Below are 20,274 nucleotides of genomic sequence, written 5' to 3' on the forward strand. Positions count from 1 at the left end.
ACGACGAAAGCTACCGGCGGGTAACCAAGGGGTGCCGCGGGTCGCCGCGCCCGTCAGGCCACCGCCGGGGCGACGCGGCCGACCTGGGCGACCGTGGCGTAGACCGCGCCGAGCTGCTCGGCGCAACGCTTCCAGGAGTACCGGCTGCGGATCCGGTCCACCGCCGCCGTGGCGTACGCGAAGCGGCGTACCTTGTCGGTGAGCAGCCGGCGCAGCGCGGTGCCCAGCGCACGGGGGTCGCGCGGCGGGACCAGGTCGCCGGTGAGCCCGTCCACGACGGTGTCGGCGATCCCGCCGACGTTCGTGCCGATCACCGGGACGCCGCAGGCCATCCCCTCCAACGGGGTGAGCCCGAACGGCTCGTACCAGGGGGCGGCGACCAGCACGTCGGCGGAGCGGTACCAGGAGCCCATCTCCTTGCGCGGCACCGCCCCGAGCAGCTTGACCCGGTCGGCGACCCCGCAGGACTCGGCGAGCGCGGAGAGCCGGCGGGCGAATCCGTCGGCCGGCAGCAGCTCGGCGGGCGGTCCGCCGACCACCACGCACTCGGCGTCCGGCACGGTGGGCAGCGCGCGGATGACGTCCTGGAAGCCCTTGCGCTCGACCATCCGGCCGACGGTGAGGATCCGGTGGCGGGCCGGGTCGCGCGGAGCGGCCGGCCCCTGCGGGTGGAACATCTGCTCGTCGACCCCGGACGGGACCAGCGCCATCTTCGACCGGGGCACGCCGAGGCGGACCAGCTCGCCGACCTCGTCCTGGCACTGGACGACCACCCGGTCGGCGGCGCGTCCCAGCGCCCGCTCGTAGCCGATCCGGCCCGGTGGGCTGGTGTCCCTCGCGCCCCGGTGCCGGCGCTTCACCGTGCCGAGCCCGTGGTACGTCAGCACCACCGGCGTGTTGGTGCGCCGACCCGCGTGCAGGGTGGCCAGGCCGCTCATCCAGAAGTGGGCGTGCGCCACGTCGGGCCGCCAGTCGCCGTGCCGCCACTGGTCGGCCAGCCAGCGGCCGAACTCGCCCACGTATGCCAGCAGCTCGTCCTTCGGCACCCGCTGCGCCGGCCCGGCCGGCACGTGCCGCACCTGGTAACCGGCGGAGGCGTCCACCACCTCGGGCAGCCCCGACGAGTCGCGGCGGGTGTAGACCCGCACCTCGTGGCCCTCGCCGACCAGCGCCGCCGCCAGCTCGGCGACGTGTGTGTGCTGACCGCCGGCGTCCTCCTCGCCGAGGACGGCGAGCGGGCTGGCGTGCTCCGAGATCATCGCGATGCGCATGTGTCCTCCTCCAAGATCCCGTCCCGGGCGGCGAGGAACCGGTCGCTCCGCCTCGGCGGCGGCCACCACCTGTCCGCCGACCACCAGGGCGGTGGCCGGATCGTGGAAGATCGCATTGGTTCCCAGGACGCGCATGCGTCGTCCCTACCCCGGCCGTCGCCTCCTAACCGGTAGGTCGTCAACTTCACGACGGGGCCGCGAATCTCCACCGTGGAGATTCGCGGCCCCGGGCCGGTCTCAGACGCCGCCGCGCAGCATTCCCGGACCGAACACCTCGTAGGCGATCCGCTCCACCGGCACTCCCCGGCGCAGCAGCCCGCCGCGGATCTGGTTCATGAACGGCAGCGGCCCGCACAGGTGCACGTGCGCGTCGGGGGAGATCGGGATCAGCTCCGGGTCGACCCGGCCGCTGGACACCTCGGCGGTGAGCGCGTCCAGTTCGTCACCGTCGCTGGTCTGCTCGTACCAGAGCTTGAGGCGCAGGTTGGGCAGCCGGTCGTACAGCCGGGGCAGCGCGTCGCGGTGCGCGTGCGCGGCCCCGTCCCGGTCGGCGTGCACCAGCACCACCGGCCGCTCCGGCGCGGTCTCCGCCAGGTGCTCCAGCGCGGACATCGCCGGGGTGAGCCCGATGCCGGCGCTGACCAGCAGCAACGGCCCATCGCCGGCGACGGCGCTGACCTCGCCGAAGGGCGGGCTGAGCCGCAGCGTGTCCCCGACCGCGACCCGCTCGTGCAGGAAGGTGGAGACCGTCCCGTCGGGTGCGCCGTCCTCACCGCGGACCCGCTTCACGGTGATCCGCCACTGCGGGGCGCCCGGGCGGCCGGAGAGGCTGTACTGCCGGATCTGCTGGCCGAGGCCGCCGTCGAGGTCCACGGCCACCGAGACGTACTGGCCGGGGACGAAGTCGGGCACCGCACCGCCGTCGACCGGGGCGAGGGTGAACGACCGCACGTCGGTGGCCTCCGTGGTCACCTCGGTGACCCGCCAGTCGCGCCAGACCGACTCGCCGTCGGCGAGCCCGGCCTCGGTGTAGAGCCGGGCCTCCCGGGCGATCAGCTCGCAGGCCAGCAGCCAGTACACCTCGTCCCAGGCGGCGGCCACCTCGGGCGTCACGGCATCGCCGAGCACCTCGCCGATCGCGCCCATCAGGTGCCGGCCGACGATCGTGTACGAGGTGGCGGTGATGCCGAGCGAGGCGTGCTTGTGGGCGATGCGGTCGAGGATCGGCCCCCAGGGTGCGTCGCCGGTGCCGGTCAGGTGCTCCGCGTACGAGACCACGGCGGCGGCGAGGGCGGCCTTCTGCTGCCCGGTGGCCTGGTTGCCCCGGTTGAACAGGTTGAGCAGCTCCGGGTGGGCGGCGAACATCCGCGGATAGAACCGGCCGGTGATCTCCTCCCCGTGCGCCCGTACCACGGGCAGGGTCGCGGTGACGACGGCGGCTGACGATTCCGAGAGCACAGCTCCTCCTTGTGTGTTGCCTACGCCGCCCACCTAAACAGGAATCCGCGATTCCTATTTAGGGTCGAAGGTCCCGGGTCCGCTGTTGCCGCCGTCACGGACCTCGGACCCCTGTCCGGCCCCGGCCGCGCTGGCTAGGGTCGGTACGTGAAGCTCAACCGGTCCACCGACATGGCGCTGCGGATCGCCATGCTGACCGCCACGGCGTCGACCCGGAGCACGGTCGAGGAACTGGCCGAGCAGCTGGACCTGCCCCGCAGCCACGTCGCCAAGGTGGTGCAGCGGCTGCAACGCATCGGCGTGCTGGTCACCATCCGGGGACGCTCCGGGGGCGTCGCCTTCGCCGAGGGCGCCGATGAGCTGACCGTCGGCCAGGTGGTGCGCGCGTTCGAGGGCGAGGAGGAGGTCGTCGCCTGCGAGGAGTCCGGCTGCACGCTGCGTGCCGGGTGCCGGCTGCGGGGTCACCTCCGCCGCGCGCAGGCCGCCTTCCTCGCCGTCCTCGACGACGTACGCCTCGGCGACCTCGTCGACACCCCCGGCGCGCCCCTCCTGCTCACCCTCACCCGCCGTCCCTGACCCCCCACCTGTCTCTCCCGGCGCCCGGCAGCGGCGGCGGTGATCGGCGGGCGCGCGGTGACCCGGCCGGAAACGCAGGTGGGGGCGTCCGGCAGATGCCGGACGCCCCCACCTGCGGGTCGTCGTCCGCTCAGCTCACCGTGATCGTGCCGTCCGGCGCCCGGACGCAGGCCACCGCGCGGGTCGCCGTGCTGGCCGCCCCGCTCAGGCAGCGGCCGAGCACGCGGTGTCCGGCCGCGTTCGGGTGCCAGGACTCCTGGCAGGTCTGGAAGTACGTCCCGCAGGTGTTCGCGATCCGCTGGATGTCCAGCTTGTCGTAGCCCGAGAGGCTGGTGACGAAGACGCCCGAGGGGCCGTCCTGGAGCCGGATCGGGGTGGCCAGCGCGCCGGTGGGGCTGGCGGACTGCTCGCAGAGCCGGGCGCCGTCGAAGGCCCGCTGCACGTTGAGCCCGACCAGGTCGGCGTTGGGGAACTCGGCGGCGAGGGTGGTGCGTACGGAGTTCACCAGCGTGCCCAGGCCCTGGGAGAAGCGGTGACCGGGGGCGAGACTGGCCCGGTGGATGGGGCAGCCGCCCGCGTACCGCTCGGCGCCCAGCGCGCGGAACTTGTCCCGGGTGTCGCTGCGGCTGTCCTCGGTCCAGAACTTCGACGCCAGCTCCGGCGGCAACGGGTTGGTGTAGTCCTGCAGCACGATCCGGTGCTGGCCGTCGGCGTCGATCTGGGCGAGCGTGGTGAGGATCTGCCGTACCGCCGCCGTGGTCTCCGCGGTGGCGGCGTTGAACTGCGCGGCCGTGGCCAGGTCGGCGTCCGAGCAGGGCTCCTGCGGCACCGGTCCGCCGAGGTACGCCCAGAACTCCCACCAGCCGGTCCAGGCATCGGCGATGAACCGGTTGGCGCACTTCTCGGCCACGCTGCCGAAGGTGAAGGAGCTGTTGTTCGAGCCGAGGCCGACCAGCACCAGGTCGATGTCGTGGGTCTGCCCGACCGCCCGGAGCTGGTCGAGCTGCGCGGCCACCTGCCGTCCCTTGGCCCGGCTGGCGGAGGCGTTGGCGATGTCGTACGGCTGGCCACCCGAGCAGGCGAGGTTGAACCGGGCCTGGATGCCCGGCAGGTCCGCCTGGAACAGCGAGGCGTTCGCCGAGCGGTGGCAGAAGTAGGCGTTGCTGTTCGGGGCGGACCAGCCCGGGAAGGGCCGCGCGACGCCGTTGAGGTCGACCACCGGGGAGTACGCCCCGGCGCCCTCCCCGCTGATGAAGCTGTCGCCGAGCGCGACGGCGGCGGTGGGCGGCGCCGCTGTCGCCGGAGCCGCCGATCCGACGGCGGCTGACAGGGCGGCGGTGGCGACGGTCAGCGCCGCCGCGAGCGCGGTACGACGGAACCTTGACATGACGTCCCCCATCTGTCCATGCAAATGCGAAAGATCCTCTGGAGGCGCGATCAGATCATCTCGTGCAATGAACGTCAATGGCTCGTAACGTGATCGTTCGAGGGGTGAAACATCCGCCCGCTAGGGGTCGCCAGGACCCCCGGTGGCCCCGTACGGCCCGGCGCGGTCGGTTCCCGGCGACCCGCTGCGGCCGTCCGGGGCGGGGCGTCGTGGCGGCCCTCCCGGCCCGGGCAGGGAAGATGGCGACGGCCTGCCGCGTTGCGCTCCACGACGCCCGGCCGGCCGTTCGCCGCGCGGCGGGTCGCGCGGGGGTTCATGGTCGTGTCGGGCCGTGCGGCTAGGCTCGCTGCGGCACGCCGCGCGTGGAGATCGAGACGGTGAGCGGCACCACACCGCCGAGACCGGGGAGTACGACCAGTTGACCGCACAGCCTGAGACCCTCTACGGGGCCGACGACCTCACCCACCTCGAGGGCCTGGACGCCGTCCGCAAGCGTCCCGGCATGTACATCGGCTCCACCGACAGTCGTGGCGTGGGTCACCTCGTCAACGAGATCCTCGACAACTCGACCGACGAGGGTGTCGCCGGTCACGCCACGAAGATCGCGGTCATCCTGCACGCCGACGGCTCGGTGCAGGTCGACGACGACGGGCGGGGCATCCCCACCGACGTGCACGCCAAGTCCGGCATCTCCGGCGTCGAACTGGTGCTGACCCGGCTGCACGCCGGCGGCAAGTTCGGCGGCTCGGGCTACAAGACCTCCGGCGGCCTGCACGGCGTCGGCGCGTCGGCGGTCAACGCGCTCTCCCGGCGGTTCGACGTCACCGTCCGGCGCGGCGGCAAGATCCACACGATGTCGTTCCGGCACGGCGTGCCCGGCGTCTTCGACGGCGACGGCCCGGACGCCGGCTTCACCCCCGGCCCCGGCCTGCAGATCGTCGGGGCGATGAAGCGCGGCCAGCGCACCGGCACCTCGATCCGCTACTGGCACGACGCCCGCTACTTCGAGACCGGCGCGACCCTCGACGCCGAGGCCGTCCGGATGAAGCTGCGCAACACGGCCTTCCTGGTGCCCGGGGTCGACTACCGGCTGCGCGACGAGACCGGTGAGCAGCCCGCCGAGGAGCGCTTCCACTTCCCGAACGGCCTCACCGACATGGTGGAGTTCCTGGCCCCGGCCGGTGACCGCCCCGTCTCCGGCACCCTGCTGGTCACCGGCGAGGGGACCTACCGGGAGAACGCCGCCGACGCCAACGGCGTGATGCAGTCCAACGTGCAGCGCCGCGCCGAGGTCGAGGTGGCCTTCCGTTGGGGCACCGGCTACGAGCGCACCGTCGAGTGCTTCACCAACACCATCCGCAACGCCCACGGCGGCACCCACCGTAAGGGCTTCGAGCGGGCGCTGGCCCGTACCCTCGCCGACGCCGTCCGCAACACCCGCGGCCTGCTCAAGGCGAAGGAGGAGCCGCCCACCCTGGACGACGTGCTGGAGGGTATGACGGCGGTGGTGCACGTGCGGATCCCCGAGCCGCAGTTCACCTCGCAGACCAAGGACGAGCTCTCCACCGCCGGCATCACCAAGGTGATCCAGTCGCTGACCGAGCAGCACGTCAAGGCGTGGCTGGAGGACCGGCGGACGAAGACCGAGGCGCGCACCGTCCTACAGAAGATCGTCGACGCGGCCCGGGTGCGGCTGACCCAGAAGCAGCAGAAGGACGCGGCCCGGCGCAAGACCGCGCTGGAGGGCGCGGCGATGCCGGCCAAGCTGGTCGACTGCCGCGCGGCGGGGATCGAGCGCAGCGAGCTGTTCATCGTGGAGGGCGACAGCGCCCTCGGGACGGGGCGACTTGCCCGATCCGCCGAATATCAGGCGCTGCTGCCGATTCGCGGCAAGATCCTCAACGTGCAGAAGGCCAACCTCCAGCAGGTGCTGGACAACGCCGAGTGCGCAGCGATCGTGCAGGTGCTCGGCGCGGGTTCGGGGCGGACGTTCGACCTGTCGGGGATGCGGTACGGCCGGGTGCTGATCATGGCGGACGCCGACGTGGACGGCGCGCACATCCGTACCCTGCTGATCACGCTCTTCGCCCGGTACATGCGGCCGCTGATCGAGGCCGGCCGGCTCTACGCCGCGATGCCGCCCCTGCACAAGATCACCACCAAGGGGCGCAACCCGCAGACGGTCTACACCTACACCCAGGCCGAGATGGAGGCGACGGTCCGCAAGCTGGAGAAGGCCGGCAGGCAGATCGTCACCCCGATCCCGCGCTTCAAGGGCCTCGGTGAGATGGACGCCGACGAGCTGTGGGAGACCACCATGAACCCGGCCACCCGCGCGGTGCGCCGGATCACCCTCGACGACGTCGACGCCGCCGAACGAATCCTCGAACTGCTGATGGGGGAGAAGGTCGAGCCGCGCCGCAACTGGCTGATCGAGTCCTCCGACCGGGTCGACCGGGAAGCGATCGACGCATGAGCCCGCTGACCGCCGCGCACGCAGAAGGAAGCTGAACGATGGCACGCCGCAAGGACGACCGCGCCAAGGTGGACCTGTCCGCCTTCGACCAGGCCGGCGCGCGGGTCTTCGACAACCCGCTGGTCACCGAGGTCTCCGACTCCTACCTGGAGTACGCCTTCTCGGTCATCCACTCCCGAGCCCTGCCCGACGCCCGCGACGGCCTCAAGCCGGTGCACCGGCGCATCCTGTACTCGATGCACGAGAACGGGTTCCGGCCGGACCGCGCGCACGTGAAGTCGGCTCGCGTCGTCGGTGACGTGATGGGGCGCTACCACCCGCACGGTGACACCGCGATCTACGACGCCATGGTACGGATGGCCCAGGACTTCTCGCTCAACGTGCCACTCATCGACGGGCACGGAAACTTTGGAAGCCCGGACGACGGTCCGGCCGCGGCGCGTTACTGCGTCACCGGTGACACTCGTATTCGTCTCGCCGACGGCACCAGCCCTCGGATTGCTGATCTGGTGAACCTCCCGCCGGACAGCGAGGCTGATGCCGACTTTGAGGTCCTTGACAAGGACGGCAAGGCCATCCGCGTCGACAAAGTCTTCAACTCCGGTGTGCATCCGACGATCCGAATCGCCACGCAAGCGGGATTCTCGCTCCGGGGTAGTGAGAACCACCTGCTGCTCTGCCTCGAGTCACCCATGGGCGTCCCGGTCTTGCAGTGGCGACGACTCGACGAGATCACTGCTGGCACGATCGTTTGTATCGCGCGTAACGCGTGGTCTCAGGTCATCCCCACCGCTCGCGAGTACATGCTGGGCGTGCTCGGCGGAGCGTGGGCTTCTGAGGGGTTCGCGAGTGAGTCCCGGGCGGGGTTCAACAACACCGACCAGCACTTCTTTAGCGAAGTCCTGCACGCGTACGACCAGATCGTGGGCGGTCGGCGCTACGTCAGTGAGCGGCAGACTCGCCGTGATCGTAAGCGCATCCAGGAGTTGGATGTACAGGATTTCGCCGGTGGTATGGATGCCTTTCGTGCGAGTCCGTTGAGTGAGTTTATTGGTCACCAGGCGCGGGACAAGTCCGTTCCGGAGTTCGTGTGGAACGGCGGCCCGGGGGTGAAACGGGCTTTCCTGATGGCCCTCTTTGAGGGTGACGGTGGGGTCCGCGTTGCGAACGGCAGCTTTACCGTCCAGTACACGAGCTACAGCGAACGACTGACCAGAGATGTTCAGGAGTTGCTCGCCGAGTTCGGCATCATCGCATGCTGGCGTCAGTACAGGCGTCCTAGCGGGTCACTCGAACATCGCCTCGTCGTCTCCGGTCTCCGGAACATCAAGGCTTTCGCCGGCCGGGTCGGTTTTCTCCGCACCAAGCAGAGAGAGCTGAGCCAGGTACTGCGGCACTCGCCCTTGCGCCTACATCGGTTGAGCAAGGATCACGTTCCGTTTGTCGCTGAATACGTGCGCAGCGCTCTTGACTTTGACCGACGGGGCAGTGGACGTAAGTGGCTGACGCGGCACAACTTCGACCGTGTAGAGCGGTGGGAGACTGAGCGCCTCCGCATCATCGATCGGATCAAGGACACGGAGGTCCTTGCGACCATCCTTCCCATCATGGACTCTGGATACCGATTCGAGCAGGTGACGGAGGTGACCCGCGGCGAACGGGCAGAGGTCTACTCCGTCCGGGTCGTGTCTGAGGATCACTCCTTCCTTGCCGGTGGTTTCGTCAACCACAACACCGAGGCACGCATGTCCCGTGAGGCGATGCTGCTCGTCGGTGAGCTGGGCGAGGACACCGTCGACGTCGAGCCGAACTACGACGGCTCGCTGACCCAGCCCACCGTGCTGCCCGCCGCCTTCCCGAACCTGCTGGTCAACGGCGCGTCCGGGATCGCGGTCGGGATGGCGACCAACATGATCCCGCACAACCTCGGCGAGGTGGTCTCCGCCGCCCGCTGGCTGATCAACCACCCGGACGCCACCCTCGACAGGCTGATGGAGTTCGTCCCCGGCCCGGACCTGCCCACCGGTGGCCTGCTGCTCGGCCTGGACGAGGTGCGCCGGGCGTACGAGACCGGGCGCGGCGTGGTCCGGATGCGGGGCCGGGTGGAGATCGGCCCGCTGGAAGGCAGCCGTGGCCGCCAGGCGATCACCGTGGTCGAACTGCCGTACGGGGTCGGTGCGGAGAAGGTCATCGCGGCGATCACCAACGAGGTCACCAGGACCAAGCGGCTGACCGGCATCGCCGACGTCAAGGACCTCACCGACCGGGAGAGCGGCACCCGCCTGGTCATCGAGTGCAAGGTCGGGGTGAACCCGCAGGCCCTGCTGGCCGACCTCTACCGGCTCACCCCGCTGGAGCAGTCCTTCGGCGTCAACAACCTCGTCCTGGTCGACGGCCAGCCGCGGACCCTCGGGCTGAAGGCGCTGCTGGAGGTCTTCCTGGCCCACCGGTATGAGGTGGTCACCCGGCGCAGCTCGTACCGGCGGCGCAGGCGTGAGGAGCGGCTGCACCTGGTCGACGGTCTGCTGATCGCCCTGCTCGACATCGACAAGGTGGTCAAGCTGATCCGGGCCAGCGAGGACGCGCAGGCTGCGAAGGACGGCCTGATGCAGAAGTTCAGGCTCTCCGAGATCCAGGCGACCTACATCCTGGACACCCCGCTGCGCCGGCTGACGAAGTACGACCGGATCGAGCTGGAGGCCGAGCAGGAGAAGCTGCGCGGGGAGATCGTTGAGCTGTCGAAGATCCTCGACGACGACAAGGTGCTCAAGAAGGTCGTCTCCGACGAGTTGTCGGCGGTGGTGAAGCAGTTCGGTGCGCCGCGCCGCACCACCCTGGTCGACGGTGACCTCAAGGAGGTGCTGGCCGCGTCGGTGCCGGCCGGCCCGCTGGAGGTCGCCGACGACCCCTGCCAGGTGATCCTCTCCGCGACGGGGCTGGTCGCCCGGACCGCGGCCGAGTCGGAGGAGGCCGCCGAGGGGCGCCGGCGCAACGGCCGGGTCAAGCACGACACGGTACGCGCGGTCGTGCACACCACGGCCCGGGGCCGGGTGCTCCTGGTGACCAGCGCCGGCCGGGCTTTCAAGATCGATGTGCTGCCGCTGCCGGTGCTGCCCGAGCAGGCCGGCACGGTGTCGCTGCGCGGTGGCATGTCCGCCGCCGAGCTGGTGCCGTTGGAGCCGGGGGAGACGGTGGTCGGCCTGGCCCCGCTCGGCCCGGCCGCGCAGGGCTCACCCGGTCTGGCGCTCGGGACCCGGCAGGGTGTGGTCAAGGTCTGCTCCCCGGAGTGGCCGGTGCGCTCGGACGAGTTCGAGGTGATCTCGCTGCGCGAGGGGGACGAGGTGGTCGGGGCGACCTGGCTGACCGACGGCGCCGAGACGCTGGCCTTCATCACCAGCGAGGCGTCTCTGCTGCGCTTCGCCGCCTCGCTGGTCCGTCCGCAGGGGCTCAAGGGCGGCGGCATGGCCGGCGTCAACCTGCCGGGGGAGGCCCGGGTGGTCTTCTTCGGCGCGGTGCGCACCGACGATCCGGGGCACGGCGAGCCGATGGTGGTCACCTCCACCGGCGCGACGGTCAAGGTGACGCCGTTCGGGGCGTACCCGGCGAAGGGGCGGGCGACCGGCGGCGTGCGCGCGCAGCGGTTCCTCAAGGGCGAGGAGGACCTGGTGGTGGCCTGGGTCGGGCCGCGACCGGTCGGCGCGACGGCGACCGGCGACCCGGTCGAGCTGCCGCCGGCGGATCCGCGCCGCGACGGCAGCGGCTTCGCCGTGATGCTCGGCCCGACGGTCGTCGGCCACCTCATCGAACGCGACTGACCCTTCGACGGCGCAGGGCCCGGGAGCGTGCTCCCGGGCCCTGCGCCGTCCCCCATCCCCTTGCGCAGCGATCGCAGCCGTCGATCATGAAGTTATCGCCCTTCCCATCGGGGCGTGTCGCGGCAATAACTTCATGATCACCGGGCCGGGGAGCCGGGCCGGGTCGGGCTGGGGGGTGGGGTCAGAGTTCGGGTTCGGGGCCTCGGCGGGACTCCGCGGTGGTGCCGCGGAGGCGGGCGACCAGGCGCATGCCGTGGTAGATGACCAGGGCGGCGGCGGTGCCGAGGGCGATGCCGTTGAAGGACAGGTCGCCGGCGGTGAGGGTGTAGTTGGCCGCGCCGACGATCACCGCGACGGCGGCGGTCATCAGGTTGACCGGGTCGTGGAAGTCCACCCGGGCCTCGATCCAGATCCGCGCGCCGAGGATGGCGATCAGGCCGTAGAGCGCGGTGGTCGCGCCGCCCAGCACCCCCGCCGGCACGGTGAGGATCAGCGCGCCGAACTTCGGGCTGAGCCCGAGCAGCACCGCCGCCAAACCGGCCACCCAGTACGCGGCGGTCGAGTAGACCCGGGTCGCCGCCATCACGCCGATGTTCTCCGCGTACGTGGTGGTGCCGGAACCGCCGCCCGAGCCGGCGAGCACGGTGGCCAGGCCGTCGCCCAGGAAAGCCCGGCCCATGTCCTTGTCCAGGTTGCGCCCGGTCATCGCGGCGACCGCCTTGACGTGCCCGGCGTTCTCCGCCACCAGCACCAGGATCACCGGGATGACCAGCACCACCGCACGCAGGCTGAAGCTCGGCGCGTGGAACTCGGGCAGCCCCACCCAGGCCGCGTCGCGCAGCCCGTCGACCGCCTTCGGGTCGAGGTCGCCGAGGATCGCGGCGAGCACCCAGCCGACCACTACACCGAGCAGGATGGACAGCCGGGCCAGGAAGCCACGGAACGCGACCGTGGCCAGCAGGATCGCGGCCAGGGTGACCATGGCGATCAGCGGCTGCGCCTTCACCCCGGTGCCGCTGCCCCCACCGTCCCAGGCCACCGGGGCGAGGTTGAGCCCGATCAGCGCGACGATCGCGCCGGTGACCACCGGTGGCATCAGCGCGTCGATCCAGCGCGCCCCGGCGCGCTGCACCACCAGGCCGACCAGGGCGAGCGCCACGCCGGCCACGACGATCCCGCCGAGCGCCGGACCGATGTCACCGCCGGCCTTCGCCGCCAGCACCGGCGCGATGAAGGCGAACGACGAGCCGAGGTACGACGGCAGCCGGTTGCCCGTGATGACCAGGAACAGCAGGGTGCCGAGGCCGGAGAAGAAGAGCGTGGTGGCCGGCGGGAACCCGGTGATCAGCGGGACGGTGAACGTGGCGCCGAACATCGCCACCACGTGCTGCACGCCGACGCCGACCGTACGCGGCCAGGAGAGCCGCTCGCCCGGGTGCACCACGTCGCCCGGGGTGACCGAGCGGCCGTCGCCGTGCACCGTCCACGGGGACCAGCGGGAGGAGGGGGACTGGGTCATGGGGCGCCCTTCGCGTCGTCAGGTGACGGGGGCGTGATCGACCCTGAGAGTTGTTTCTAGCACGAGACGGGTGGGATCAGGCGACGCCGGTGGGGCGGAACTGGACGCTGACCCGGGGGCCGACCGGGCGGGTCGTCTTCGGAATGGCGTGCTCCCAGGTGCGCTGGCAGGAACCGCCCATCACCACCAGGTCGCCGTGGCCGAGGTGGAAGCGCAGGCTGTCGCCGCCCCCGCGCGGGCGCAGCAGCAGCGCCCGGGGTGAGCCGAACGAGACGATGGCGACCATGGTGTCGGTGTGCGCGGAGCGGCCGAGGGTGTCACCGTGCCAGGCGACGCTGTCCCGGCCGTCCCGGTAGAGGCACATCCCGGCGGTCACGAACGGCTCGCCCAGCTCGGGGGCGTAGTGCCGGGTCAGCGCCGCCCGCGCCACGGTCAGCACCGGGTGCGGCAGCGGCCGGCCCTCGGCGTACCAGCAGAGCAGGCGGGGGACGTCGACCTCCGTGTCGTACATGGTGCGGCGTTCGGCCCGCCAGGGCACCTCGGCCAGCAGGGTGTCGAGCACGGCGTCGGAGCCGCGCACCCAGCCGGGGAAGTGGTCGACCCAGGCACCTCGGGTGAGCACGTGCCGGCGCAGCGAGCCCGGCAGTGCGGCCGGCGCCGGCCCGGCGTCGGCGAGGTCGAGCATCGACGGCTGGTAGGCGGCCTGCGTCATGCCGCCACCCTATCAGCGGTTTAGCACACCCGTACGAGACAGGACGGCGTCGGCGACGCGGGCCCGACCCTGCCCGTCGACGGTGGCCCAGCCGCGTGCGGAGAGCACGGCCCGCCGCCGGGGTGAGGTGAGCAACCCGCGCAGGGTCCGCGCCGCTGCCGCGCGGGCGGTCCGCCCGGTCACCCCGGCCGCCGCCAGTTCCGGCAGCTCGCCGAGGCCGGCGGCGAGCCCGTGGGCCACCACCCGGCGGTACGACTCGCGCTGGTTGTCCACCACGCAGACCAGTGCGGACGGCGCCCCGAGGCAGCAGAGTTCCCAGGTGGAGGTGCCGGCGGCGCTGACCACCAGATCGGCCGCGCCGATCAGCGCGGGCAGCCCGTCGGTGGGCGGCACCGGGTGCAGTGTCTGCCCGCGTCCCGGGGTGACCTCCTCCAGTTCCGCCTCGATCTCCGGCCGCCCGACCACCACGGTCAGCTCCATCGGGTGTCCGGTGCCGAGCAGCACCCGGGTCAGCACCGGGGCCGCGCCGACGGCGTCGGTGCCGCCGAAGAAGGCGAGCACCCGGGGCCGCCCCACCGACGTCGCCGCGCGGGGCGCCGGGGGCCGGGCCGCGATCACGGAGTCGCGCAGCAGCGCGTACCCGGTGCCGGCCAGCAGCCGGCCGTCGCCCGTGCCGAGCATCCCGGTCACCGTGCCCGGGACGGCGTGGGCGGTGTCGGCGCCGAAGTTCTGGTCGAGGTAGAGGTCGGCGTCCTGGCCCCGGGTGTCCCCGTCGACGATGGTCAGGGTGGTCACGCCGGCCGCGCGCAGCGCCCCCGACCCGGCCGGGTCCAGGTCGTACGAGTCGAGCACCATCGCGTCCAGCCGGTGCGTCCGGGCCGCCTCGACCAGCTCTTCCGGGGTGTCCGGCCCGGGGTGCACGGGGATGCCCCGGGCGGTGAGCTGTGCCGCCGCCCAACCGACCCGCTCGATCGTGCCGAACAGCTCGACGGTGGCTCCCCGGGCCAGGAACTCCTCGCCGAGGGCCAGGCAGCGCACCAGGTGTCCGACGCCGCGCCGGGGCCCGGCGTCGCAGCGCAGTCCGATCCGGGGCGTGTTCAGGACTCCTCCAGGCGCTTCTGTCGTACGGCGGCGTTGAGGGCGCGCAGCGCGGGCTGGCCGTCCAGCCAGTCGGCGAGCTCGGCCAGCGGCACGCTGACGTCGCCGAAGTGGTCGGTCACCGCGCGGACCAGCGCCCAGTCCTGTTCGGTGTCCAGGGTCAGCCGCAGGTCCGAGCGGTCCGGGGTGAGGGTCACCCCGAGCACCCGGAACAGTTCCGGGTGGGTGTACGCGTACGAGGTCACGTGCACCCGGTGGTGACCGGTGGCGAGCCGGTCGAGGGTACGCAGCACGTCCGCCCGGACGATCTCCACGTCCAGCCCTCGGGGCAGCGTACGGGCGATCGAGGTGCTGGCGTAGTCGAGTCCGGGCACCGCCCGGTACACCGCCGCCACCAGCGCGACGATCTCCGGGTCGAGCAGCGGGCAGTCGGCGGTGAAGCGCAGGACCGCGTCGCCGGGGTGGGCGTCGAGCGCGCCGACGAACCGGGCCAGCACGTCGTCGACGGGCCCCCGGTGCCACGGCACGTCCAGCCGGCGGCACTCGGCCACCACCGCGTCGTCCACCGGGTCGGTGCTGGTCGCCACGACCAGGTCGGCCAGCGCTCCGCTGTCCCGGGCGGCCTGGACCACCCGGCCGAGGACGCTGCGTCCGGCCAGCGGACGCAGCACCTTGCCGGGCAGCCGGGAGGAGCCCATCCGGGCCTGGACGATCCCCACGGTCCGTGGGCCGTCCGTGCCGCCGCCACCGCCCGCCCGGGCCGGCCCGCGCTCCGGCCCGGAAAGCCCGGGCCACGCTGCTGCGGGCCCGTGCTCCGGCCCGCCCGCCCCTGCCCGCCCGGGCAGCGCGGGACTCGGTCCTGTGGACCCGCGCTCCGGTCCGGCAGACCCGGGTTCCGGTCCGGCAGACCCGGGTCCCGGTCCGGCAGACCCGGGTCCCGGTCCGGCGGGCCCGCGTTCCGACCCGCCGGACCCGATGGCAGTTGAGGCGCCGGTCGTGTCCCCGTTCACTGCTGTTCCTCCGGCGGCCGGCGCTGGCTCAGCGCGGCGGTGGCCCGGCGCTTGGCGGCCCGGGCGCCCCGCTTCGCCAGCCGGGCCGGGGTGATCGCGAGCCGGCCCACCCGGTAGCTCAGCGAGCCGCTGAGCAGGTTGATGGTGGCGTCGGCCCGGCGCAGCGCCCGCTCCCGGGAGGTCAGCAGGTCCTCGGTCCACTTCAGCAGCGCGGCGAGTCGGGTCATCTCCTCGCGCTGGCGTACCCACGCCTCGCGCAGCTGCTGGTAGCTGCGCGGTCCGGCCGGCGGGTCGGTGGGGGTGACCCCCCGCAGCTCGTCGGCGAGGCGGACCCGCCCGTCGGCGTCGAGGCCGCGCAGCGCGGCGGTGATCGCCGCCTCGGCCTCCACCGCCTCGGCGACGGTCGCCCGGGACAGGTCCCGCCCGGCCAGACCACCGAGCACCACGGTCAGCCCGGCCACGTCCAGGGTGGACGTCCAGGGATGGGCGTACCCGCCGGTCAGCAGCGCGGCGGCGAAGCGCCACAGGCTGCGGGCCAGCGCAACGTCGAGGTCCAGCGGCGTGCTGGCCCGCCAGCTCGGGTCGAGCACGGCGAACGCGGGTGCGGCGTCCGCCGTGGCCGGCCGCGCCCCGCCGTCGGCCACCACCACGTTGTCGGTGCCGGCGAGCGCGGCCGAGCCGGCCAGCCGGCCGTCGGCGTCGGCCCGGTCGGCGAGCCAGTCCGCGTACCCGCGCAGCAGGTGACGCAGGGTGTCCAGGTCGCGGCGCAGGCAGGCGTCGAGCAGCAGGGTGCGCAGCAGCCGCCCCTCGGGCACCGGCCCGTCCAGCGCGTCGGCGTCGCGGCGGGCGGCCTCCCGGGTGGCGAAGGGCGCCGGGGCGGGCCGTGCGCTGCCGCCGGTGGCTTGCCATCGCCAACCGTCCGGCCCGTCCACCACCTCGACCACGCCGACTCCCGCGGACCCGGACTGCACCAGCACCACCGGCAGCGCGTCGGCGTCGGCGAGGGTGGACCGCTGCGGGTCGGGGCGGTGGGCGAGCAGCAGCCAACCCGGGGCCAGTGCCGAGCCGAGCCCTGCGTACAGCGCGTCGACGGCCAGCCGGGCCGGATCCTGGAGCACCGTCGTGCCGGTGAAGCCGCCCGCGCAGGCGCCGTGCAGCACCGCGTCGAACAGCCCCGAGGTGGGGCGCCGGTCCAGTTCGTCGGCGGCCACCAGCACGCTCGGCGCACTCGGGTCGGGGTACGCGGCGAAGCACGCCCCTGCCCGCAGCCCGGCGGCGGTGAGCCGGGCCCGCGCCTGCTCCGGGTTGGCGGGGCGGCCGGTGTCCAGCACCCCGCCGACGGACCACGCCGAGTCGGCCCGGTCGGCGTACCAGGGGGTGGTGGCGACCAGCCGGTGCACGCCGAGCGGGTTGCCCACCTGCAGCAGCAGCGTCCCGCCCGGGGCCACCGCGTCGGCGAGTCGGGCCAGCACCCCGTCCCAGCCCAGCCGGGGTCCCTCCACCGACTCGACGGCGTCCGGGCCGGCGGCGGCGACCACCACGTCCCAGCGCCCGCCGACGGGCAGGCCGGTCGGGCCGCCCACCACCACCCGGGCCCCCCGGTCGGCCAGCGCCACCCCGTCCGGGTGGCTGCGCAGCAGGCAGGTCACCTCGGCGTGCGCCAGCCGGTCCAGCAGCGCCGGGTCGTGCGGGCCGGCGAGCAGCACCCGGGCCCCGGCCGGTACGACCCGGGCCAGCAGCGCGCCCAGCGGACCGCCCTCGACCAGCCGCTGCTCCGGCAGGTCGGACCAGGCGAGCATCTCCCCGCCGGGCAGCGCGATCCGGGGCGCGGTCTCAGTCGTCAACGTCGTCCTCCTGGAGGTTCGCCCACCCGAGCAGCTCGCGCAGCTCGGCCGGCGTACAGCGGTGGTCGGTGCCCAGTTCGGCGCGGGCGATCTCGACGGCGGTGGCCAGGTCGACCTGTTCGCCGTGCAGTTCCGGCCACTGGCGGCGGATACGCGCGGTGCCGCCGAAGGTGGGGTCCTCGTCGGCGAGGATCATCGGGTCGCCGTAGACGGCCGGTTCGCAGCCGGCGGCGATGCCGTAGAAGATGGCGCTGGTCAGCCGGTTGGAGGCGACCCGGGCGTGCCGGCGCAGCTCGGTGAGCTGCTTGTCGAGGAAGAGCGGGTCGGTGTCCTTCCACCAGTGCCCCCGGTAGCCGTGGCAGATCACCCGGAAGCCGGCGTTCTCGTAGAGCCGGCGCACCCGGCGCATGCCGTACTCGTGCCAGTAGAGGCAGACCGTGACCGGGCCGGGCTCGGCGGCCCGGATCCGGGCGATCAGCTCCTTGTGGTCGCCCTTGACGTGCTGACCCTCCCAGCCGTGGAACGGGTACCAGATGGTGCCCTGCCGCTGCGGCTCCGGCGGGTCGTCGGCGCGCAGGTCCAGCAGGTACGCGAACGGCGCGCCGATGGTGACGACGTTGCGCCGCCCCACCGACCAGGCCCGCCGGCGGGTCTGCTCCGACCAGAGCAGGCTGGGGGTGAACTCGGCGTACGGGTGGCCGGGCGCGAGTCCGTCGCCGATGTTCCAGCCGTGCTGGATGTACCCGTTGATCCGCGGCGGGTGCCCGTCGCCCAGCCCGCAGTAGCGGGCCAGCACGTGGGCGTGGCCGTAGAAGTGGTTCGCGTGGTGCATCGGTACCCCGTCAGGCGGCGGGACGCACGGGTGCGCCGCGCAGGGCGGCGCGGAGCGCGTCGATCACGCGGTCCTGGTCGGCGTCGGTCAGGGTGGGGAAGAGCGGCAGGGAGAGCTGCTCGGCGTAGAACGACTCGGCGACCGGGCAGGATCCGCGCCGGTAGCCGAGGTCGGCGAAGGCCGGGTGCCAGTGCGCCGGCAGGTAGTTGACCTGTACGCCGATGCCGGCGGCGCGCATCCGGTCGTACACCTCGCGGCGGCGGCCGTCGCGCACCCGGATCGGGTAGAGGTGCCAGGCCGGGGCGGCCCAGGGGCGGCGGCCGGGGATCGCCACGCCGTCGAGGTCGGCCAGGGCCTCGTCGTAGCGGGCGACCAGCCGGGCCCGGGCGGCGAGGAAGTCGCCGAGGCGGCGCAGCTGGCTGCGGCCGAGCGCGCAGAGCACGTCGGGCAGCCGGTAGTTCAGCCCGAACTCGTGCACCTCCTGGTGCCAGCCGCCCTCGTCGGGCCGGCGCAGCTCGTCGCGTTCCCGGACCAGCCCGATGTTGCGGAACCGGCGGGCCCGCTTCAGCAGCTCCGGGTCGGTGGTGGCGACGGCGCCGCCCTCGGCGGTGGTCAGGTTCTTGGTGGGGAAGAACGAGAAGGTGGTCAGGTCGGCCAGCGATCCGACCGGCCGCCCCCGGTAGGTCGCGCCGATCGAGTGCGCGGCGTCGGCGAGCAGCAGCGTGTCGCGGCCGGCCAGCCCCGCGCGCAGGGCGTCGTAGTCGGCCGGGTGGCCGGCGTAGTCGACGGCGGCCACCACCTTCGTCCGGGAGGTAGTCGCGGCGGCCGCCGCTGCCGGGTCGAGGGTGTAGGTCTCCTCCTCGACGTCGGCGAAGACGACCGTCGCGCCGAGGGCGACCGCGCTGCTCGCGGTCGCCACGAAGGTCATCGGGGGGACGACCACCTCGTCGCCGGGGCCGACGCCGGCCGCCGCGTACGCCACGTGCAGCGCGGCGGTGCCGTTGGAGACCGCCGCGCAGCCGGCCCCGCCGGTCCACCGGGACAGGTCGGCCTCGAAGCCGTCCACCTGCGGGCCGGTGGTGAGCCAGTCGCTGCGCAGCGCCGCGACCACGGCGGCGACGTCCTCGTCGGTGACCGACTGCCGCCCGTACGGGAGCATCGCCATCACGCGGTGATGCCGAGCATGTCGCGCAACTGCTCGACGCTCAGCCACTCGTCGTTGGTGTCCGACTGGTACGCGAACCCGTCCGGCACCGGCTCGCAGCCGACCGGCGGCTGGTAGCCCCAGGTGGCGATGGTGGGCTGGACGATGAAGCGGTCCTTGGCGCGCAGCGTCCGCCGGCTGTCGTCCGGCGCGATCATCTCCTCGTGCAGCTTCTCGCCGGGGCGGATGCCGATCTCGTGGGTGGTGGCGTCCGGGGCGACCGCCTCGACCAGGTCGAGGATGCGCATGCTGGGGATGCGCGGCACGAACAGCTCACCGCCCTGCATCTGGTCGAACGAGTCCATGACGAACTGGACGGCCTGGTCGAGGGTGATCCAGAAGCGGGTCATCCGCTTGTCGGTGATCGGCAGGCTCCTGCCCTCGGCGGCGAGCCGGCGGAACAGCGGGACCACCGAGCCCCGGCTGCCCACCACGTTGCCGTAGCGCACCACGGCGAAGCGGGTGGGGTGCTGGGCGGCGTAGTGGTTGGCGGAGACGAAGAGCTTGTCGCCGACGAGCTTGGTCGCGCCGTACAGGTTGATCGGGCTGGACGCCTTGTCGGTGGAGAGGGCGATGACCTTCCTGACCCCGGCCTCGATCGCGGCGTCCACCACGTGCTGCGAGCCGGTGATGTTGGTGGCGATGAACTCCGACGGGTTGTACTCGGCGGTGTCCACCTGCTTGAGCGCGGCGGCGTGCACGACGTGGTCGACGCCGTGCATCGCCCGGGTGAGCCGGTGCCGGTCCCGGATGTCGCCGATGAACCAGCGCAGCCGGGGGTCGTCGCCCAGCTGCTGGCGCAGCTCGTACTGCTTCAGCTCGTCGCGGGAGAACACCACCACCCGGGCCGGGTCGGCCTCGGCGAGGATGTGCCGGAGGAAGGTCCTCCCGAAGGAACCGGTGCCGCCGGTGACCAGGATGGAGGATCCCGTCAGCTCACTCAATGTGGTGCTCCCATGATCGCAGGTTCTGCGCCGGCGGCCCGGGGCCACGCGACCGGACGGACGCTAGCCACGGCGGGTTAACACCCCGACGCCTGCGGGTGAACCGCCCGCGCTGGTCGCGTGAATGC

13 protein-coding genes and 3 pseudogenes are annotated in these 20,274 nt (G+C 72.9%); 5 read left to right on the forward strand and 11 right to left on the reverse strand.

From position 1 onward, the window contains the following. Window positions 1-53: 53 nt before the first annotated feature. Together GA0070560_RS18885 and GA0070560_RS18890 are read right to left on the reverse strand one after the other, a co-directional pair. A complete protein-coding gene (locus GA0070560_RS18885) occupies window positions 54-1,271 on the reverse strand; it encodes a glycosyltransferase (RefSeq protein WP_091299337.1) in 1,218 nt (405 codons plus the stop codon). A gap of 237 nt (window positions 1,272-1,508) precedes the next feature. Next, on the reverse strand, window positions 1,509-2,729 hold the full coding sequence (locus tag GA0070560_RS18890) for a globin domain-containing protein (RefSeq protein WP_091299340.1): 1,221 nt from the start codon (window positions 2,727-2,729) through the stop codon (window positions 1,509-1,511). A gap of 147 nt (window positions 2,730-2,876) precedes the next feature. Here GA0070560_RS18890 and GA0070560_RS18895 point away from each other — a divergent pair, with 147 nt between their 5' ends. Beyond that, window positions 2,877-3,305, forward strand: coding sequence for an RrF2 family transcriptional regulator (locus GA0070560_RS18895; protein ID WP_091299344.1), 429 nt, complete (start codon window positions 2,877-2,879; stop codon window positions 3,303-3,305). Between the two features lie 130 nt (window positions 3,306-3,435). Here the strand turns inward: GA0070560_RS18895 and GA0070560_RS18900 are convergent, their stop codons facing one another. Further along, a complete protein-coding gene (locus GA0070560_RS18900; protein ID WP_091299624.1) occupies window positions 3,436-4,692 on the reverse strand; it encodes an SGNH/GDSL hydrolase family protein in 1,257 nt (418 codons plus the stop codon). 418 nt (window positions 4,693-5,110) lie between these two features. Between GA0070560_RS18900 and GA0070560_RS18905 the strand changes: the two genes are divergently transcribed. From GA0070560_RS18905 to GA0070560_RS29925, 4 genes and pseudogenes are all read left to right on the forward strand, one after another. Next, on the forward strand, window positions 5,111-7,168 hold the full coding sequence (locus GA0070560_RS18905; RefSeq protein WP_091299627.1) for a DNA gyrase/topoisomerase IV subunit B: 2,058 nt from the start codon (window positions 5,111-5,113) through the stop codon (window positions 7,166-7,168). Between the two features lie 38 nt (window positions 7,169-7,206). Beyond that, window positions 7,207-7,614, forward strand: a pseudogene (locus tag GA0070560_RS29915) (DNA gyrase subunit A); the annotation flags it as partial. A 12-nt stretch (window positions 7,615-7,626) separates the two neighbouring features. Beyond that, window positions 7,627-8,508 (forward strand): annotated as a pseudogene (locus tag GA0070560_RS29920) (LAGLIDADG family homing endonuclease); the annotation flags it as partial. A 393-nt stretch (window positions 8,509-8,901) separates the two neighbouring features. Continuing rightward, window positions 8,902-10,983 (forward strand): annotated as a pseudogene (locus GA0070560_RS29925) (DNA gyrase subunit A); the annotation flags it as partial. Between the two features lie 181 nt (window positions 10,984-11,164). On the opposite strand, the gene GA0070560_RS18915 reads toward GA0070560_RS29925, so the two are convergent. From GA0070560_RS18915 to pseB, 8 genes are all read right to left on the reverse strand, one after another. Beyond that, window positions 11,165-12,502, reverse strand: coding sequence for a uracil-xanthine permease family protein (locus GA0070560_RS18915; RefSeq protein WP_091299351.1), 1,338 nt, complete (start codon window positions 12,500-12,502; stop codon window positions 11,165-11,167). Between the two features lie 76 nt (window positions 12,503-12,578). Then, a complete protein-coding gene (locus GA0070560_RS18920; RefSeq protein ID WP_091299354.1) occupies window positions 12,579-13,214 on the reverse strand; it encodes an alpha-ketoglutarate-dependent dioxygenase AlkB in 636 nt (211 codons plus the stop codon). A 12-nt stretch (window positions 13,215-13,226) separates the two neighbouring features. Beyond that, window positions 13,227-14,315, reverse strand: a complete 1,089-nt coding sequence (locus GA0070560_RS18925; RefSeq protein WP_091299630.1) for a PseG/SpsG family protein — start codon at window positions 14,313-14,315, stop codon at window positions 13,227-13,229. Continuing rightward, entirely contained in the window at window positions 14,312-15,031 is a 720-nt protein-coding gene (locus tag GA0070560_RS18930; protein WP_281184564.1) for a cytidylyltransferase domain-containing protein, read from the reverse strand. Before GA0070560_RS18930 ends, GA0070560_RS18925 begins: the two co-directional genes overlap by 4 nt. Before the next feature lie 287 nt (window positions 15,032-15,318). After that, window positions 15,319-17,121 carry a hypothetical protein gene (locus GA0070560_RS18940; RefSeq protein WP_091299633.1) on the reverse strand — a complete coding sequence of 601 codons (1,803 nt, stop codon included), beginning with the start codon at window positions 17,119-17,121 and terminating at the stop codon, window positions 15,319-15,321. A gap of 34 nt (window positions 17,122-17,155) precedes the next feature. After that, window positions 17,156-17,998, reverse strand: a complete 843-nt coding sequence (locus GA0070560_RS18945) for a hypothetical protein (protein WP_091299364.1) — start codon at window positions 17,996-17,998, stop codon at window positions 17,156-17,158. Between the two features lie 10 nt (window positions 17,999-18,008). Beyond that, on the reverse strand, window positions 18,009-19,166 hold the full coding sequence (locus GA0070560_RS18950) for a DegT/DnrJ/EryC1/StrS family aminotransferase (protein WP_091299368.1): 1,158 nt from the start codon (window positions 19,164-19,166) through the stop codon (window positions 18,009-18,011). Then, on the reverse strand, window positions 19,163-20,146 hold the full coding sequence (gene pseB, locus GA0070560_RS18955; RefSeq protein ID WP_091299371.1) for a UDP-N-acetylglucosamine 4,6-dehydratase (inverting): 984 nt from the start codon (window positions 20,144-20,146) through the stop codon (window positions 19,163-19,165). The genes GA0070560_RS18950 and pseB overlap by 4 nt, the downstream gene beginning before the upstream one ends. Window positions 20,147-20,274: the final 128 nt, after the last annotated feature.

It is taken from the genome of Micromonospora halophytica (genome assembly GCF_900090245.1).
Classification (GTDB): domain Bacteria; phylum Actinomycetota; class Actinomycetes; order Mycobacteriales; family Micromonosporaceae; genus Micromonospora; species Micromonospora halophytica.

Bases quoted from the DNA above. Each gene is read 5' to 3' on its own strand.
- GA0070560_RS18940 (WP_091299633.1), bottom strand. From the start codon at position 17,121: ATGCTCGCCTGGTCCGACCTGCCGGAGCAGCGGCTGGTCGAGGGCGGT.
- GA0070560_RS18885 (WP_091299337.1), bottom strand. From the start codon at position 1,271: ATGCGCATCGCGATGATCTCGGAGCACGCCAGCCCGCTCGCCGTCCTC.
- GA0070560_RS18920 (WP_091299354.1), bottom strand. From the start codon at position 13,214: ATGACGCAGGCCGCCTACCAGCCGTCGATGCTCGACCTCGCCGACGCC.
- GA0070560_RS18900 (WP_091299624.1), bottom strand. From the start codon at position 4,692: ATGTCAAGGTTCCGTCGTACCGCGCTCGCGGCGGCGCTGACCGTCGCC.
- GA0070560_RS18945 (WP_091299364.1), bottom strand. From the start codon at position 17,998: ATGCACCACGCGAACCACTTCTACGGCCACGCCCACGTGCTGGCCCGC.
- GA0070560_RS18915 (WP_091299351.1), bottom strand. From the start codon at position 12,502: ATGACCCAGTCCCCCTCCTCCCGCTGGTCCCCGTGGACGGTGCACGGC.